This window comes from Acinetobacter pullicarnis (assembly GCF_006352475.1).
Taxonomy (GTDB): Bacteria; Pseudomonadota; Gammaproteobacteria; order Pseudomonadales; family Moraxellaceae; genus Acinetobacter; species Acinetobacter pullicarnis.
In genome coordinates, this window is sequence record NZ_VCMZ01000001.1 from 1,894,560 (window position 1) to 1,908,498 (window position 13,939).

At 41.3% G+C, this 13,939-nt stretch carries 13 protein-coding genes; 10 read left to right on the plus strand and 3 right to left on the minus strand.

Features of this window, described 5'->3' with window-relative positions; translation table 11 throughout:
• The first annotated feature begins 7 nt into the window (after positions 1-7).
• The 3 genes from FD716_RS08335 to FD716_RS08345 all read left to right on the plus strand — a co-directional run bounded on the left by FD716_RS08335 (position 8) and on the right by FD716_RS08345 (position 3,137).
• A complete protein-coding gene (locus FD716_RS08335) occupies positions 8-1,039 on the plus strand; it encodes a fimbrial protein (RefSeq protein ID WP_139851872.1) in 1,032 nt (343 codons plus the stop codon).
• A gap of 9 nt (positions 1,040-1,048) precedes the next feature.
• Positions 1,049-1,603 carry a fimbrial protein gene (locus FD716_RS08340; RefSeq protein WP_139851873.1) on the plus strand — a complete coding sequence of 185 codons (555 nt, stop codon included), beginning with the start codon at positions 1,049-1,051 and terminating at the stop codon, positions 1,601-1,603.
• 478 nt (positions 1,604-2,081) lie between these two features.
• Complete coding sequence (locus FD716_RS08345; RefSeq protein ID WP_139851874.1) at positions 2,082-3,137, plus strand: 3-deoxy-7-phosphoheptulonate synthase; 1,056 nt, start codon at positions 2,082-2,084, stop codon at positions 3,135-3,137.
• Between the two features lie 66 nt (positions 3,138-3,203).
• On the opposite strand, the gene FD716_RS08350 is transcribed toward FD716_RS08345, so the two are convergent.
• The gene (locus tag FD716_RS08350) at positions 3,204-4,115 is read right to left on the minus strand and encodes a LysR family transcriptional regulator (RefSeq protein ID WP_139851875.1); all 912 of its coding nucleotides are present in this window, start codon (positions 4,113-4,115) and stop codon (positions 3,204-3,206) included.
• 113 nt (positions 4,116-4,228) lie between these two features.
• On the opposite strand from FD716_RS08350, the gene FD716_RS08355 reads away from it, so the two are divergent.
• The 7 genes from FD716_RS08355 to FD716_RS08385 all read left to right on the plus strand — a co-directional run bounded on the left by FD716_RS08355 (position 4,229) and on the right by FD716_RS08385 (position 10,877).
• Positions 4,229-4,660 carry a VOC family protein gene (locus FD716_RS08355; RefSeq protein WP_139851876.1) on the plus strand — a complete coding sequence of 144 codons (432 nt, stop codon included), beginning with the start codon at positions 4,229-4,231 and terminating at the stop codon, positions 4,658-4,660.
• 15 nt (positions 4,661-4,675) lie between these two features.
• A complete protein-coding gene (locus FD716_RS08360) occupies positions 4,676-5,275 on the plus strand; it encodes a glutathione S-transferase family protein (protein ID WP_139851877.1) in 600 nt (199 codons plus the stop codon).
• Positions 5,276-5,576: 301 nt separating this feature from the next.
• Positions 5,577-6,476, plus strand: coding sequence for a LysR family transcriptional regulator (locus FD716_RS08365; RefSeq protein WP_139851878.1), 900 nt, complete (start codon positions 5,577-5,579; stop codon positions 6,474-6,476).
• A 254-nt stretch (positions 6,477-6,730) separates the two neighbouring features.
• Positions 6,731-7,441, plus strand: coding sequence for a CoA transferase subunit A (locus FD716_RS08370; protein WP_139851879.1), 711 nt, complete (start codon positions 6,731-6,733; stop codon positions 7,439-7,441).
• Between the two features lie 14 nt (positions 7,442-7,455).
• Positions 7,456-8,085, plus strand: a complete 630-nt coding sequence (locus tag FD716_RS08375) for a CoA transferase subunit B (RefSeq protein ID WP_139851880.1) — start codon at positions 7,456-7,458, stop codon at positions 8,083-8,085.
• Positions 8,086-8,150: 65 nt separating this feature from the next.
• Positions 8,151-9,326, plus strand: a complete 1,176-nt coding sequence (locus tag FD716_RS08380) for a thiolase family protein (RefSeq protein ID WP_139851881.1) — start codon at positions 8,151-8,153, stop codon at positions 9,324-9,326.
• A gap of 129 nt (positions 9,327-9,455) precedes the next feature.
• Positions 9,456-10,877 carry a short-chain fatty acid transporter gene (locus tag FD716_RS08385; protein WP_139851882.1) on the plus strand — a complete coding sequence of 474 codons (1,422 nt, stop codon included), beginning with the start codon at positions 9,456-9,458 and terminating at the stop codon, positions 10,875-10,877.
• Between the two features lie 93 nt (positions 10,878-10,970).
• Here FD716_RS08385 and FD716_RS08390 read toward each other — a convergent pair whose 3' ends face one another.
• Both FD716_RS08390 and FD716_RS08395 read right to left on the minus strand, forming a co-directional pair.
• Positions 10,971-12,929: a family 2A encapsulin nanocompartment cargo protein cysteine desulfurase gene (locus FD716_RS08390; RefSeq protein WP_139851883.1), complete on the minus strand. Its 1,959-nt coding sequence runs from the start codon at positions 12,927-12,929 to the stop codon at positions 10,971-10,973.
• Complete coding sequence (locus tag FD716_RS08395) at positions 12,904-13,836, minus strand: family 2A encapsulin nanocompartment shell protein (RefSeq protein ID WP_139851884.1); 933 nt, start codon at positions 13,834-13,836, stop codon at positions 12,904-12,906. The genes FD716_RS08390 and FD716_RS08395 overlap by 26 nt, the downstream gene beginning before the upstream one ends.
• Positions 13,837-13,939 lie beyond the last annotated feature (103 nt).

The window sequence follows — 13,939 nt, forward strand, 5'->3', positions numbered from 1 at the left end:
ATAAAAAATGAATTTAAAATTATTAGTCCCACTTTTATTTTTTCCTTGTCAAGCGTTTGCAGAGCCTTGCATTGGGGATCCGAATGGGGTCGTGAGTGCATTCAATGCGACATTTTCGAATGCGCAGAATGTAATTGGGGGCTTATCACAAGTTTATTCTAACCCCAATACCACAAGTTATGGTTTTGCGAATTGTGCAACCGACAAAAACGTTTATTTCACAGGTACTGCAAGTCCATATCTGACCAGAAGTTCAGTGCCTGATGAACCAGCAGGGGGAAATGAACAGCCATGGAAATGGCATGATATTCACGGAAATGATTACATTCAAGTGGCGGTCAAAATTGCGGTCAATCGGAATGCAGCAGGGGATACGCGACCGATCTTCCAAAGTGTTCCATTTTCTAGCGTGAGTAATGGATGTTTGAATAGATGCCAAGCAGGTATTAAGGTCGGGACTGGAAACTCGGTGAGTATTCGCTTAAGAATTAAAAAGCGCTTTGTGGGGCAAAGTTATTTTAGCTTTCCAGTCGCTTATTTGTATGGAAGCAACTTAGCGAATGAATCATCTTCGAATAAATTAGTTATAGTAAATGTTACCGCTAACTTAAATGTAGCTCAGAAATGTTCAATTGCTGCAGGGCAAATTGTGAGTTTTGATTTTAAAGATATCAACTCTTTGTATTTTTCGAGAGTAGCAGCAGGGCAAATTCCGCAGAATGTGACCAAGCAGACCAAAGATTTAGGGATCTCATGTGAATCCATTGAGGGAGGTGCTTTAATGAGTATGCGTCTTGAGGCATTTAAAAGTGGGGGGGACCATATTAAAACCAATAATCCAGTTGTCGGTTTCCAACTTTCTGATATAAACGATAATATTCTATTTCCGAATAATGGAACCAGTGTTATTCCTTTTCAACTAAACAGCAGTTCTAAAGCCACAGTTTCGCTAAAAGCATGGCCCATCAACATCACAGGGGGGCAACCAGACCCTGGGCCTGTAAATGCTGAAGGCTTCTTACGTATCGACTTTCAGTAGGGGGCTCAGATGAAATTTAACTTAAAATTGAGCTTTATTTTTTTATTACTGAGCAGTAGTTCAAATATGGGACATGCATTGGAGCCAGTCCCCCCATATGAACAACAACAATATCCGGCTGCGAACTTAAAGTTGTCTGCAAATATTTTTAATGGCGGTTGTATCGTAAATTCTACGACCGAAAATATGACGGTTGCATTAGGTACGGTTGATACAAAACAATTTCAGAGCCCAAATAGTCGAAGTTTATCGATCCCATTTGCGATTACTTTAACGGGTTGTACGGCCGACTTCGTGATTTTACAAATTATTGGCAACGCCAATCAGAAGTTTCCAGATCATTTGGCTTTAAATTCGGATCAAGCTTTAGCAGATTCTCTATCCATACAAATTTTTAAAGAAGATAAGACTATATATTCTATAAATAATGAGGCTTTAAAAATAAGACCAAATGCGCAGAAAGTGGCTGCATTCAAATTCACTGCCAATTATTATTCTGAATATGGGAATGTGCCTGCGGGATCTGCAAATGCGACAGCGCAATTTACACTTTTATATGACTAAATTTATATTTAAACATTGGATATGAAAATTACATTTTGAAGGGCATAACAGTGAAACTGCTTACAGAAGCAGTGTTTTAAAAAACACATTTAAATTGAATAAAATGCTTGTCAAAGCTGAAAACAGGGCGTATTGTTGACTGCAACGAAACGAGATTTACATATTAAAAATGGCTAAACATCAATTAAGCAGTACCAACCAGTATTATTTTTGGCAATATTAATTTTTGCCTAGATTTTATCGGGCAATCAAATAGTTGCCCACCAGTTTATACCTGATCGGCAACCCCGGTCAGGTTTTTTTATGCGCCATTATTTTTTAACTTGGAGAATGACATGAACATTTTTAACAATTCATATTTTAGTAACTTTTATTGGTTTTACTCGCTTCAACAGAAGCAACAGCATCCACAGCAGAATAATTTACATAAGCTCAGATAAAAGTTCGGACTGTTCGTCAAAGGTCCAAGGAAATACCAATGAATGCACTCAATAACATACTAAATGCTCAGGCAACCCAAGAAGCATCTTTAAGTTTACCGCATCAACTTAAAGCACATTATCCGTTACGAGCTGATTTAGCTCAGCAAATTGCACAACAACGCCATACGATTCAAAATATTTTAGCGGGTGATGATCCGCGCTTATTGGTCATTGCTGGTCCATGTTCGTTACATGACCCAAAATCAGCGCTGGAATATGCGCAGCAACTTCAACAATTACAAGATCAGGTTGCAGATCAAATTTTTATTGTTATGCGTGCCTATATTGAAAAACCACGCACGACTGTGGGCTGGAAAGGCTTTTTATACGATCCGACTTTAGACGGTTCTTCAAATTTACAACTTGGTTTAGAACAATCCCGTCACTTATATTTGTCATTGATCGAATTAGGTTTACCGATCGCCAGTGAAATACTTAGCCCAATGGCAACCGCCTATTTTGATGATTTATTGGCTTGGGGAGCGATTGGCGCGCGCACCAGTGAATCACAGATTCATCGTGAGATTGCCAGCCATATGCCATATAGCATTGGCTTTAAAAATGGTACCGATGGTTCGATTCAAATCGCTTTAGATGCCATTCAATCTGCTTCACATGCACATCAATTTCTAGGGATGAACCAGAGCGGTTTACCTAGTTTATTGGAAAGTCATGGTAATCCTTTGGCACATTTAATTTTACGCGGCGCCAACAGTGGCAGTAATTATGACCACGCATCGATTGAGAAAATCAAAGCCAAACACCGTAATCATTTTCCGGCATTGGTGATCGATTGCAGCCATGGCAATAGTAGTAAAGACCCCATGCGTCAACCTGAGGTGTTAAAACAGATTATTGGTGAGCGACATTTAACTGGTGTACGTGGGGTGATGTTGGAGAGTCATTTACACGATGGTCAGCAAAAAATCAGTGAAAATATGACGTATGGACAGTCGGTGACTGATGGATGCTTGGGCTGGGAGAAAACTCAAAGCTTGCTGTTAGAAATGGCTGAACAATTAGGCACGGCACAGATTCAACGTACTGCATAAACACTTGTTGCAATGGATCTGTTGTGATTAACAAAAAGTGGAAGCCCGCAATGCGCTTCCACTTTTTTATTGGCTTGCTGTTGATTGAGCGATAAAACACATTTTATCCGTTCTTTTTTTAAACCAATTGATAAAGTGCTGTACGCGAGGAGAAATTAATTTTACATGCGGGTAAACAATATTAATGGGAATGAGTTCTGTATTATAACTTTCAAAAATAGTAATTAATTCATTTGCTTTAATTGCATCAGCAACTTGGTAATAAAAAAATCCAGCAACACCTAAACTATCTATACATGATCTCTTTGCCACCGCAATTTGATTGGTGGTTAATATCGGTTTGACATGAATACTGAATTTTTCATGGTCATTTATAAAGTGCCAATGATGTTGATAATTGGGAATTAGAATTCTCTGTTTATCAGCGAGGTCATATGGATGTTGAATATGATTATTTTTGCAGATGAAATCAGGGCTAACGCAATAAACAAGTTGGGTATAACCGATTTTCGTGGCAATGAGCGATGAGTCAGGCAGATGACCAATTCTAATGGCAAGATCAAAATGGCGCTGTACAAGATCTTCTAAGTGATCGCTTAGATTTAATTGAATAACAACATCTGGGTATTTTTTTAAATACTCATTGACCAAAGGGGCGACATATAAGTTACCAAACTCGATCGGTGCGGAAATTTTTAAGTGTCCAGAAATATTCTGAGTTAGCGCTTCAAGCGAACTATTCATTCGTTCAACTTCGCCCAGTATATGCTTACACCATACTAAATATTCTTCACCTTCATCCGTTAATGAGATTGTTCGTGTGGTTCTATTGATTAACCTCAGACCCAGCTTTTGCTCTAATTTGGTTAAAATACGCGCCATTGCAGAGGGAGAACAATGTATTTCTTCTGCAGCTGCAGTCAGACTTCCTTGTTCTACAATACTGATAAAAGCTTTCATTGCCTTAAGCTGATCCACGGAGCTGCCCTGTATTCATGTGATTGACGCAAAAGTCTTATGTGCATAAGTCACTTCACGACTTCAATCGAAGTTCATATAGTTTTAAGTATCGTATTTAGATGCAAACGACAATGGAAAATAGAGATTTGAGCAAAGCACCAATTCGATTATTGGCGTATGACCATATTGGGATACGGGTGAGTAATAAACAACAAGCCCTCCATTTTTATACAGCCCTCGGATTTATTCAGACTGCAGATTTTCCCGATTATGAAGCAAATGAAATGATGAGTCATGATGGCGTGCGAATTAATTTAATTTTCAATGCCGCAAAAATGTTGCAGGCAAAAAATATTTTACTTGATCAAGCGATAAAACTTCCAGGGATCACTCATCCTGCATTTATCGTAGATGATCTTAAAATATTGGAAAAATGGTTAATTGATCAGGAAATTCGGATTACAGAAGGACCAAAACCGATTGGCCCTAGACGAATCGCCTTATTTATTCGCGACCCAGATGGGAATGTACTCGAGTTTAATCAACTTATTGAAAATGCCTAACACAAGGACGCTATGATGAAAATATATGATTTAGACCTCTCTGGAAACTGTTATAAAGTCAGATTGTTTGCTGCACTCGCAAATTTAGAATTAGAGATTATTCCAGTTGATTTTTTGCAAGGGGAGCATCAGGTTGAACCATTATTAAGCTTAAATCCATTGGGTGAATTACCTATATTTATTGATGACAAACTTGTTTTAAGAGATTCTCAGGCGATATTAATTTATTTGGCCGGAAAGTATGCTGGTGAAGCATGGTGGCCAAGTACAGCGAGTTTACAAGCCGAAGTTGCACAATGGTTATTTACTGCTGCTAATGAGGTGCAACATGGTCTTTGTGCCGCTAGATTGGTCGATAAGTTTGCTTATGCCTTAGATAAATCACGCGCACTCACACAAGCCTACAAAACCCTTAAAATTCTTGAAGTACATTTAAATGATCGTGAGTGGCTGGCAATCAATCGTCCCACCATTGCCGATATTGCTATATTTCCTTATGTGGCTTTGGCAGCAGAAGGTGGAATAGATTTATCACCTTATAAAAATATTAATCGTTGGCTTGAACGGATTAAAAAGTTAGATCGTTTTTTATACATGCCAGGCATTGAGAAATAATACGTACAACTTTCAGTTTTGCGATGACATTATTGTCCATCGCAAAATGGATTATTGCTGTGATGAAAAATATTGCTACTTCGAATAAATCGACTATTTTTATGATAAGGAAAGTACGCTGTAGGGTTAATGACAGTGAGAAATAATGCCGCTGAGCGCATTGTTGAAAATGTATAAAGGATGGGGTGTCTCAACAGTAAAATAGATTGTTGGCTTATTTTTAATCGGTGATGCCAGTTTACAGGTTTTTAAGCCAGATATCGTTATAATACCCAGTATTCATCTCTTATGGTTTTCTTTAATGACTTTAAAACAGATTAAAAGCTTTCTTATTCTTGCACGCACCTTGAATTATGCGCATGCAGCAGCGGAGCTTTATATTAGTCAATCTGGTTTAAGTCTAACCATCAAAGCTCTAGAAGATGATTTGGGAGGGAAGTTATTTAAACGCAATACCCGTAAAGTTGAGTTAACCGAAGAAGGGCACTCATTAATTCCCTATGCACGGCGCTTAATGGCCAATTGGGAAGAAATGGAATATGACTTAAAACAGCGCTTTCAATTCAATCGGGGAAGTTTACCGTTGGCTTCAATGCCTTATATTACCCATGCACTTTTACCACAAATTATTCATCAGTTTTTAGCGGTACATCCCAATATTAATGTATCTATTCACGATATCACCAACGAATCGGTGATTGAGTTGGTAAAAGATGGCATCTTTGAATTGGGTATTTGTTTTGAACCGAGTTTAAAAGATCAGCTCGAATTTAAGCCATTATTTAATGAAGATTTTGTTGCCCTGCTTCCGAAAAGTCATGCACTTGCCCATGCACAAGTTATTTCATGGGAAGCCTTATGTGAAAATCGTTTTGTTACTTTGCAAAAACCATCGGTGGTGCGACATTTAGTTGATCAATATTGTCAGGCCAATCAATTACTTTTGGATGTGCAGATCGAGTGTCATCAAATTACCTCGATGTGTAATTTTGTGGCCATTGGTGCCGGTGTTACGGTTATTCCACGACATTTCCAAAATTATATTGATGTAAACCGAACAGTTATTTTGGAACTGAGCGGTGAAAAATTACAGCGTCCCGTTGGCGTAATCTATAAAAAGAACTTTGAAATCACCAAGATTTCCGCGGCATTTATTGAAGCTTTACTGCAGTTTTGTGCGATAGATCAAGATGAAGGTTGAATGCCAAGGTCGAATAGCTTTAATAGCGAAACCTGCACTGGGTAATTTGTAACTTGCATCTTATTTATGAGTGAATTCAATCAGAAGTCGATGCGGAGGCATTTCTAAATACCATTTTCCAGCCGCTTGGCTATTTGTTGATGCTTTTAAAATCTAGACTTATAAGTAAAGCTCATCAATTGTTGAATATATTCAATTTCTCATACGCTTGTGTGCATGCTAAAACATAGACAATAACGTAAGGAAACAACAATATGAGCAAAGTATTTTCATCCGCCGCTGAAGCACTGCAAGGTGTGGTTGCCGATCAGCAAATTGTAGCTGTTGGTGGCTTCGGATTATGTGGCATCCCAGAAGTTTTAATTCAAGCGCTCAAGGACACTTGCGTTACCGGACTGACTTGTGTCAGTAATAATGCGGGTGTTGATGGGATTGGCTTAGGTTTATTGCTTGAGACGAAGCAAGTTAAAAAAATGATTGCTTCTTATGTCGGTGAGAATAAAGAATTTGAACGTCAGTATTTATCTGGTGAGCTTGAGGTCGAATTGACGCCACAAGGTACACTCGCTGAAAAGTTGCGTGCCGGTGGTGCAGGAATTCCAGCATTTTATACTGCGACAGGTTATGGAACTTTGGTTGCTGAAAATAAAGAAAGCCGCCAATTTAATGGTAAAAATTATATTTTAGAAGAGTCAATTGTTGCAGATGTGGCTTTGGTCAAAGCGTATAAGGCAGACAAAGCTGGCAATTTGATATTTAGAAAAACCGCACGTAACTTTAATCCAGAATGTGCTATGGCTGCAAAAGTCACCATCGTTGAAGTTGAACAGCTTGTTGAAATTGGTGCCTTAGAACCAGATGAAATTCATTTGGCCGGAATTTATGTCGATCGCATTGTATTGAATGAAAACCCAATCAAACGAATCGAGCAAAGAACCTTAAGCACTAAAACTCAACAGGCATAATCGAGGGAATCATCATGGCTTGGACCAAAGAGCAAATGGCACAACGTGCCGCACAAGAATTACAAGATGGTTTTTATGTGAATTTAGGGATTGGTTTGCCGACATTGGTCGCCAACTATATTCCTGAAGATATTAATGTATGGCTACATTCAGAAAATGGTTTATTGGGAATTGGTAAATTTCCAACAGAAGAAACTGTAGATGCAGACTTGATTAATGCGGGTAAACAGACCGTAACTGTCCGCAAAGGTGGCGCATTTTTCTCTAGTTCAGAATCATTTGCGATGATCCGTGGGGGACATGTCAATCTTGCCATTTTAGGTGCGATGGAAGTTTCTGAACAAGGTGACCTTGCTAACTGGATGATTCCGGGTAAGAAAGTCAAGGGCATGGGGGGCGCAATGGATTTGGTTGCTGGGGTACAGCGTGTGGTGGTGTTAATGGAACATTGCACTAAAGATGGCCAGTCAAAAATTTTACCGCAATGCAGTTTACCGTTAACTGGCAGCCAAGTGGTGCAGCGCATTATCACCGACTTAGGTGTATTTGATGTGACGGAGCAAGGGATTAAACTGATTGAACTTGCTGATGGGGTTGATTTTGAAACCGCAAAACAAGCAACAGGTGTTGATTTAATTCAATAATATAAATATTTAAATTGGGTTGGCAACGCTTAGACCAAGACCAAATTCAACAGGGATTGAACAAAATGAAAGATGTTTATATCGTGCATGGTGCGCGTACTGCAATGGGTGGTTTTCAAGGTGCATTTGCCAGTATGACCGCGCCAGAACTGAGTGCTGTTACTGTAAAAGCGGTGGTACAAGGTGCGGGCATTAAAAATGAACAAGTACAAGAAGTCATTCTAGGTTGTGTACTTCCAGCAGGATTGAAGCAAGGTCCAGCACGTCAAGCCATGCGCTTAGCAGGATTGCCTGATGCAGTAGGTGCAACCACCATCAATAAAATCTGTGGGTCTGGCATGAAAGCCGTGATGCAAGCCAGCGATGCCATCAAAGCCGGTAGTGCGGATGTGATTGTGGCGGGTGGCATGGAGTCGATGACCAATTCGCCTTATCTACTTGATAAAGCACGAGCAGGTTATCGTATGGGGCATGGCAAAATTATTGACCATATGTTCTTAGATGGCTTGGAAGATGCTGAAACAGGTCGTGCGATGGGTGCTTTTGCTCAGGAAATGGCAGATAAAAAAGGCTATAGCCGTGAGCAGATGGATGAATTCGCAATTCGCTCATTAACGCGTGCGCAACAAGCGATTGAGCAAGGTTATTTTAAAGACGAAATCGTTGCGGTCAATGTTGAAAGCCGTAAAGGCACCGTGGTAGTCGATCAAGATGAACAACCATTCAAAGCCAATATTGCCAAAATACCAACACTAAGACCTGCTTTTAGCAAAGATGGTACGGTGACAGCAGCCAATTCAAGCTCGATTTCTGATGGTGCTTCTGCTTTTTTAGTGGCTTCAGCAGACTTTGTACAGGCTGAAAATCTAAAACCATTGGCAAAAATTGTTGCTTATGCGACACATTCACAGCATCCATCTGAATTTACCATTGCGCCTGTTGGGGCCATTGAAAAAGTGCTGGCCAAAGCGGGTTGGACTGCACAAGAGGTTGATCTTTGGGAAGTGAATGAAGCTTTTGCCATGGTAACCATGTTGGCGATTGATGCATTTGATTTAAATCCTGAACAAGTCAACATTCACGGTGGTGCATGTGCTCTAGGTCATCCATTGGGTTCATCGGGTTCACGTATTTTGTTGACTTTGATTCATGCCTTAAAACGTACGGGTAAGTCTAAAGGGATTGCGACTTTGTGTATTGGTGGTGGTGAAGCAACCGCGATCGCGATTGAGATTTGCTAAGCAGCAACGCTGTAAAATGACCCAATCGGGTTCAATAAAAATTCAAAGATCACAGTGAGTGAATCGCGCAAATCTGAGCAACGGTAACGCTGCTCAGATTTTGCGTATTTGATAAATAAGGAAATTATCATGATTGAACAAAAAGCAGGGTTTTTTGAGCGTATTGCGATTCGCATCAGCAATTGGTCAGAAAAATGGTTTCCAGATTCTTATGTCTTTGCTTTGCTTGGGGTGATTATTGTTGCCATCGCAGCATGGTCGATTGGGGCGCCGGTGCGATCGATTACAGGAGCCTTCGGGGATGGGTTCTGGAGTTTAATTCCTTTTACCTTACAAATGACCATGCTGATTATTTGTGGTTATGTGGTTTCAGTCTCCAAGCCAGTCGAAAAGTTAATTAAAGCATTGGCAAAACTACCAAACGATGGCCGCATGGCGATTGTGATGGTGGCTTTGATTAGTATGAGCATTTCTTTAATCCAGTGGGCGATGAGTACGGTATTAACGGCACTTTTGGTGATTGCGTTGGCCAAGCGCAAAGAACTGAATATGGATTATCGTGCAGCGGCCGCAGCAGCCTTTGTCGGGATGGGGGCAACGTGGGCATTGGGGTTAAGCTCATCGGCCGCCCAGATTCAAGCCAACAAAGCCAGTTTGCCTGAAAATATTTATAACTTGACAGGGGTTATTCCATTTTCACAAACGATTTTCTTGTGGCAATCCGCTGTGATTGTGTTGGTGTTGATTGTATTGTCTGTAGGGATTGCCTATTGGTCTGCACCCAAAGGTAAAAACGTTAAAACCCTTGATGATTTTGCGATTCAGTTTGAAGAAGAGCCTCAGCTTGAAGTGGCGACGAATCAGAAAAAACGTCCAGGGGATTGGCTAGAGACTACGCCGTGGTTAACGGTTGCAGTATCCTTGTTGGGCGTATTTTGGATTTGGGATCAGTTTGTTCAACAAGACCCAATGATTGCGATTTCAAATTTAAATACCTACAATTTTTTATTTTTAATGCTGGGTTTGATTTTACATGGGACACCGCGTAACTTTTTAAATGCCGTTTATAAAGCCGTTCCAGCCTGTTCAGGTGTGCTGATTCAGTTCCCACTTTATGGCAGTATTGCTTATATGATGACCAAGGCCATTAATGTAGATGGTCATTCAGTTTCACATTATATTGCAAATTTCTTTGTTTCAATTTCCAACCGAGAAACATTTCCTGTGGTGATGGGAATATATTCAGCGGTGCTGGGTTTCTTTGTTCCATCTGGTGGTGGAAAATGGATTATTGAAGCACCGTATGTGATGCAAGCAGCGAATGATTTAAAAGTGCATTTGGGTTGGTCGGTACAGGTTTATAATGCAGCTGAAGCATTGCCCAACTTTATTAATCCGTTCTTTATGTTGCCAATGCTCGGTATTTTAAAGTTGAAGGCTAAAGATGTGATTGGTTTTACTGTCACACAAATGATTTTCCATATCCCTGTCGTATTATTCCTACTTTGGATCTTGGGCCGTACTTTGACCTATATTCCACCGCAATTTTAAATGAAGCGTATTTTGTTTTAACTCAAATGAATAATATCAAGCCATCTATATAGATGGCTTGATATTTTTTAAGTTGTGGCAGATCTAAAAAGCTTAAAGGCTGCGTTGACCACGTTGTAATTGATGCAGTACTGAAATTAAAAGATCAATTTCTTCCGTGGTGTTATAGAACGCTAAAGATGGGCGAACTGTTTTCTCAACCCCAAAGCGCCGCAAAATTGGCTGTGCGCAGTGATGACCAGAACGTACCGCAATCCCATGACGATTCAGGGCTTGACCGACTTGTTCGGTACTAAAACCATTTAATGTAAAAGACATGACACTGGCTTTATTCAGTGCCGTACCGATTAGGCGTAAACCGGGAATACTGCGTAATCCGTGTTGAGCGTACTCAAGTAAGTCATGTTCATAGCGTGCAATATTATGTATGCCAAGGGATTCGACATATTCTAATGCGGCAGCTAAACCAACCGCACCTGCAATATTACCCGTACCTGCTTCAAACTTATTCGGTGCTGCTTGATAGATGACTTGCTCGAAGCTAACATCTTCAATCATATTGCCGCCACCTTCCCAAACGGGCATGCTTTCAAGCAGTTCTGGCTTGGCATAAACTGCTCCGATCCCAGTGGGACCAAAGACCTTATGTCCTGAGAATACAAAAAAGTCAGCGTCAAGCGCACGTACATTGGTTGGCATATGTGACACTGATTGCGCACCATCAACCAGTACACGAATCCCGCTGGCATGCGCGATTTGAATCACTTCAGCGACCGGCGTCACCGTTCCTAAGGCATTGGAAACTTGCGTGATCGAAATCAGCTTGGTTCGGTCTGTGATCAATTGCGGTAAGCTTTCGAGTTTAATTTGCCCAGTATCGTCTACAGGAATGACTTTTAGTTTGGCACCTGTTTGTTGGCAGAGCTGATACCACGGCACAATATTGGCATGGTGTTCTAAGTGCGACACAATAATTTCATCGCCTGCCGAGATGTTTTGTAACCCCCAAGTTTTGGCAATCAGGTTAATGCCTTCAGTCGCTCCGCGGACAAATATGACATCTTTGGCGGATGCTGCCCCGATAAAACCCGCGACGACATCACGTGCATGTTCATAAGCATCACTGGCACGTGCAGCCAATTCATGTGCGGCACGGTGAATATTTGAATTTTCATGTTGATAAAAATAGGCAATACGATCAATCACCTGTTGTGGCTTCTGGGTGGTTGCTGCATTGTCTAGCCAAACCAAAGGCCGACCATTGACTTGTTCGGCCAAAATTGGGAAATCACGACGAACTTGATGGACATCAAATGCTTGAGTCGTGGTGCTGACAAAGTGGTGTGGTGATGTCGTGCTTGGTTGCTGGACTGCCACACTGGGAATATCGAGAAAATAATAGGCTGATGATCCGGTACTCTTGGTATTTGGTGTCACTATGGTATTTGGCTGCACGTCATTGGGTATTGCGGAAGTCGGTGCTGCCTCAGGCAAGTTTGTCGTTTGCACTGCCAATGCATCGCTAGGTGCCGATGCGGTTGCCCCCGTGGTGGGGGAGTCGAATTCATTTAAAAAGTAAAATGGTGTGTTACCTTTGCTGGTGATCCGATCTGCATCACGACTTGGAATATGGCCAACATTATCTCTAAGCTGGGGGAAATGGGGCTCAAAAGGCGGCTGAGGCAAGTTTGCACCACCAATCACTGGCGCGGAAGCCAAAGCACGACGCTCGGGGTGATCTGGATAATTGGGAATATGCTCAGGATAATCAGGGTTCAAGCTTTTTTCATAGGCAATATTCGGTCCGCGATGATTAAATGCTGCAATTGGATCTGCGGGTTGTGGTGTGTGTGGTGGCGCGACAATCGGTGGAAGCGAATCTAAATTCAACCCTGATGGCGTATGCTCCGCACCGGGCCAAGCCGCAAAAAAAGCATTTGCCATACGCGCAATGCTGGCTTCATCAGGAAAACCAGCAGGGGCTGTTGCACCAATCACTTCGGGCGTGACCGAGGGTGATGACAGATTATTTATAGTTGATTGGGTAGTCATGATATTTATCGACCTCCACATCTTCTAAAACCGCTAAAGCATCTTCTGTCAGTACCGCCAGCGAGCAATATAATGAGATTAAGTAAGATGAAATTGCATTGCGGCTAATTCCCATAAAGCGTACAGAAAGTCCTGGGGACTGTTCACCAGCTAAGCCCGGTTGGAATAGCCCCACAATACCTTGACGCTTTTCACCCACACGCAGCAATATGATTTTAGTTTTGCCATCTTCGACTGGGATTTTGTTGGATGGAATCAGTGGGACACCGCGCCAAGTAATGAATTGTGAACCAAATAAACTCACCGTTGGGGGCGGAACGCCACGACGGGTACATTCACGACCAAAAGCAGCAATCGCATCGGGGTGTGCTAAAAAAAATCCAGGTTCTTTCCAGACTTTGCGTAATAGGTCGTCTAAATCATCGGGTGTTGGTGGGCCTGCTAAAGTAGAGAGACGTTGCTCATCTGCAACACTGGCCAATAAGCCATATTCTGGATTGTTAATCAGCTCACTTTCTTGACGTTCTTTAATCGTTTCAATGGTTAAGCGCAGTTGTTCTTTAATTTGATCATGTGGACTACTATATAAGTCAGCCACACGGGTATGCACATCAAGTACGGTTGAGACCCCATTTAGAAAATATTCACGTGGTTTCGCATCATAGTCAACAAAGGTCTGGGGGAGAGTTGCTTCATCACGCTGGGTACAGGCAACTTGAATATCATCTGTATTGGAGACGCGATTGACCCGATAAATCCCGGCCTCCACCGGTATCCATTGCAATAAATGGGTAAGCCAACGCGGTGTAATAGTCGAAAGTTGCGGAACCGTTTTGGTCGCATTGGCCAGTTGTCTTGCAGCATGATCGGCAAGTGCAAGTTGGCTTCTGTCAGTGGTCTTTGCCATAATTATTTTTCCTATATATTTGAAATTTATTGATTTAAATGGGATTTTCAATTATTTATGCTGCTTGAAAAGAGTAGAGCTTTTTTAAGATTTTTATAAATAT

Coding starts and splice junctions, on each gene's coding strand:
- FD716_RS08335 (WP_139851872.1), top strand. CDS start 8: ATGAATTTAAAATTATTAGTCCCACTTTTATTTTTTCCTTGTCAAGCG.
- FD716_RS08340 (WP_139851873.1), top strand. CDS start 1,049: ATGAAATTTAACTTAAAATTGAGCTTTATTTTTTTATTACTGAGCAGT.
- FD716_RS08345 (WP_139851874.1), top strand. CDS start 2,082: ATGAATGCACTCAATAACATACTAAATGCTCAGGCAACCCAAGAAGCA.
- FD716_RS08355 (WP_139851876.1), top strand. CDS start 4,229: ATGGAAAATAGAGATTTGAGCAAAGCACCAATTCGATTATTGGCGTAT.
- FD716_RS08360 (WP_139851877.1), top strand. CDS start 4,676: ATGAAAATATATGATTTAGACCTCTCTGGAAACTGTTATAAAGTCAGA.
- FD716_RS08365 (WP_139851878.1), top strand. CDS start 5,577: ATGACTTTAAAACAGATTAAAAGCTTTCTTATTCTTGCACGCACCTTG.
- FD716_RS08370 (WP_139851879.1), top strand. CDS start 6,731: ATGAGCAAAGTATTTTCATCCGCCGCTGAAGCACTGCAAGGTGTGGTT.
- FD716_RS08375 (WP_139851880.1), top strand. CDS start 7,456: ATGGCTTGGACCAAAGAGCAAATGGCACAACGTGCCGCACAAGAATTA.
- FD716_RS08380 (WP_139851881.1), top strand. CDS start 8,151: ATGAAAGATGTTTATATCGTGCATGGTGCGCGTACTGCAATGGGTGGT.
- FD716_RS08385 (WP_139851882.1), top strand. CDS start 9,456: ATGATTGAACAAAAAGCAGGGTTTTTTGAGCGTATTGCGATTCGCATC.
- FD716_RS08390 (WP_139851883.1), bottom strand. CDS start 12,929: ATGACTACCCAATCAACTATAAATAATCTGTCATCACCCTCGGTCACG.
- FD716_RS08395 (WP_139851884.1), bottom strand. CDS start 13,836: ATGGCAAAGACCACTGACAGAAGCCAACTTGCACTTGCCGATCATGCT.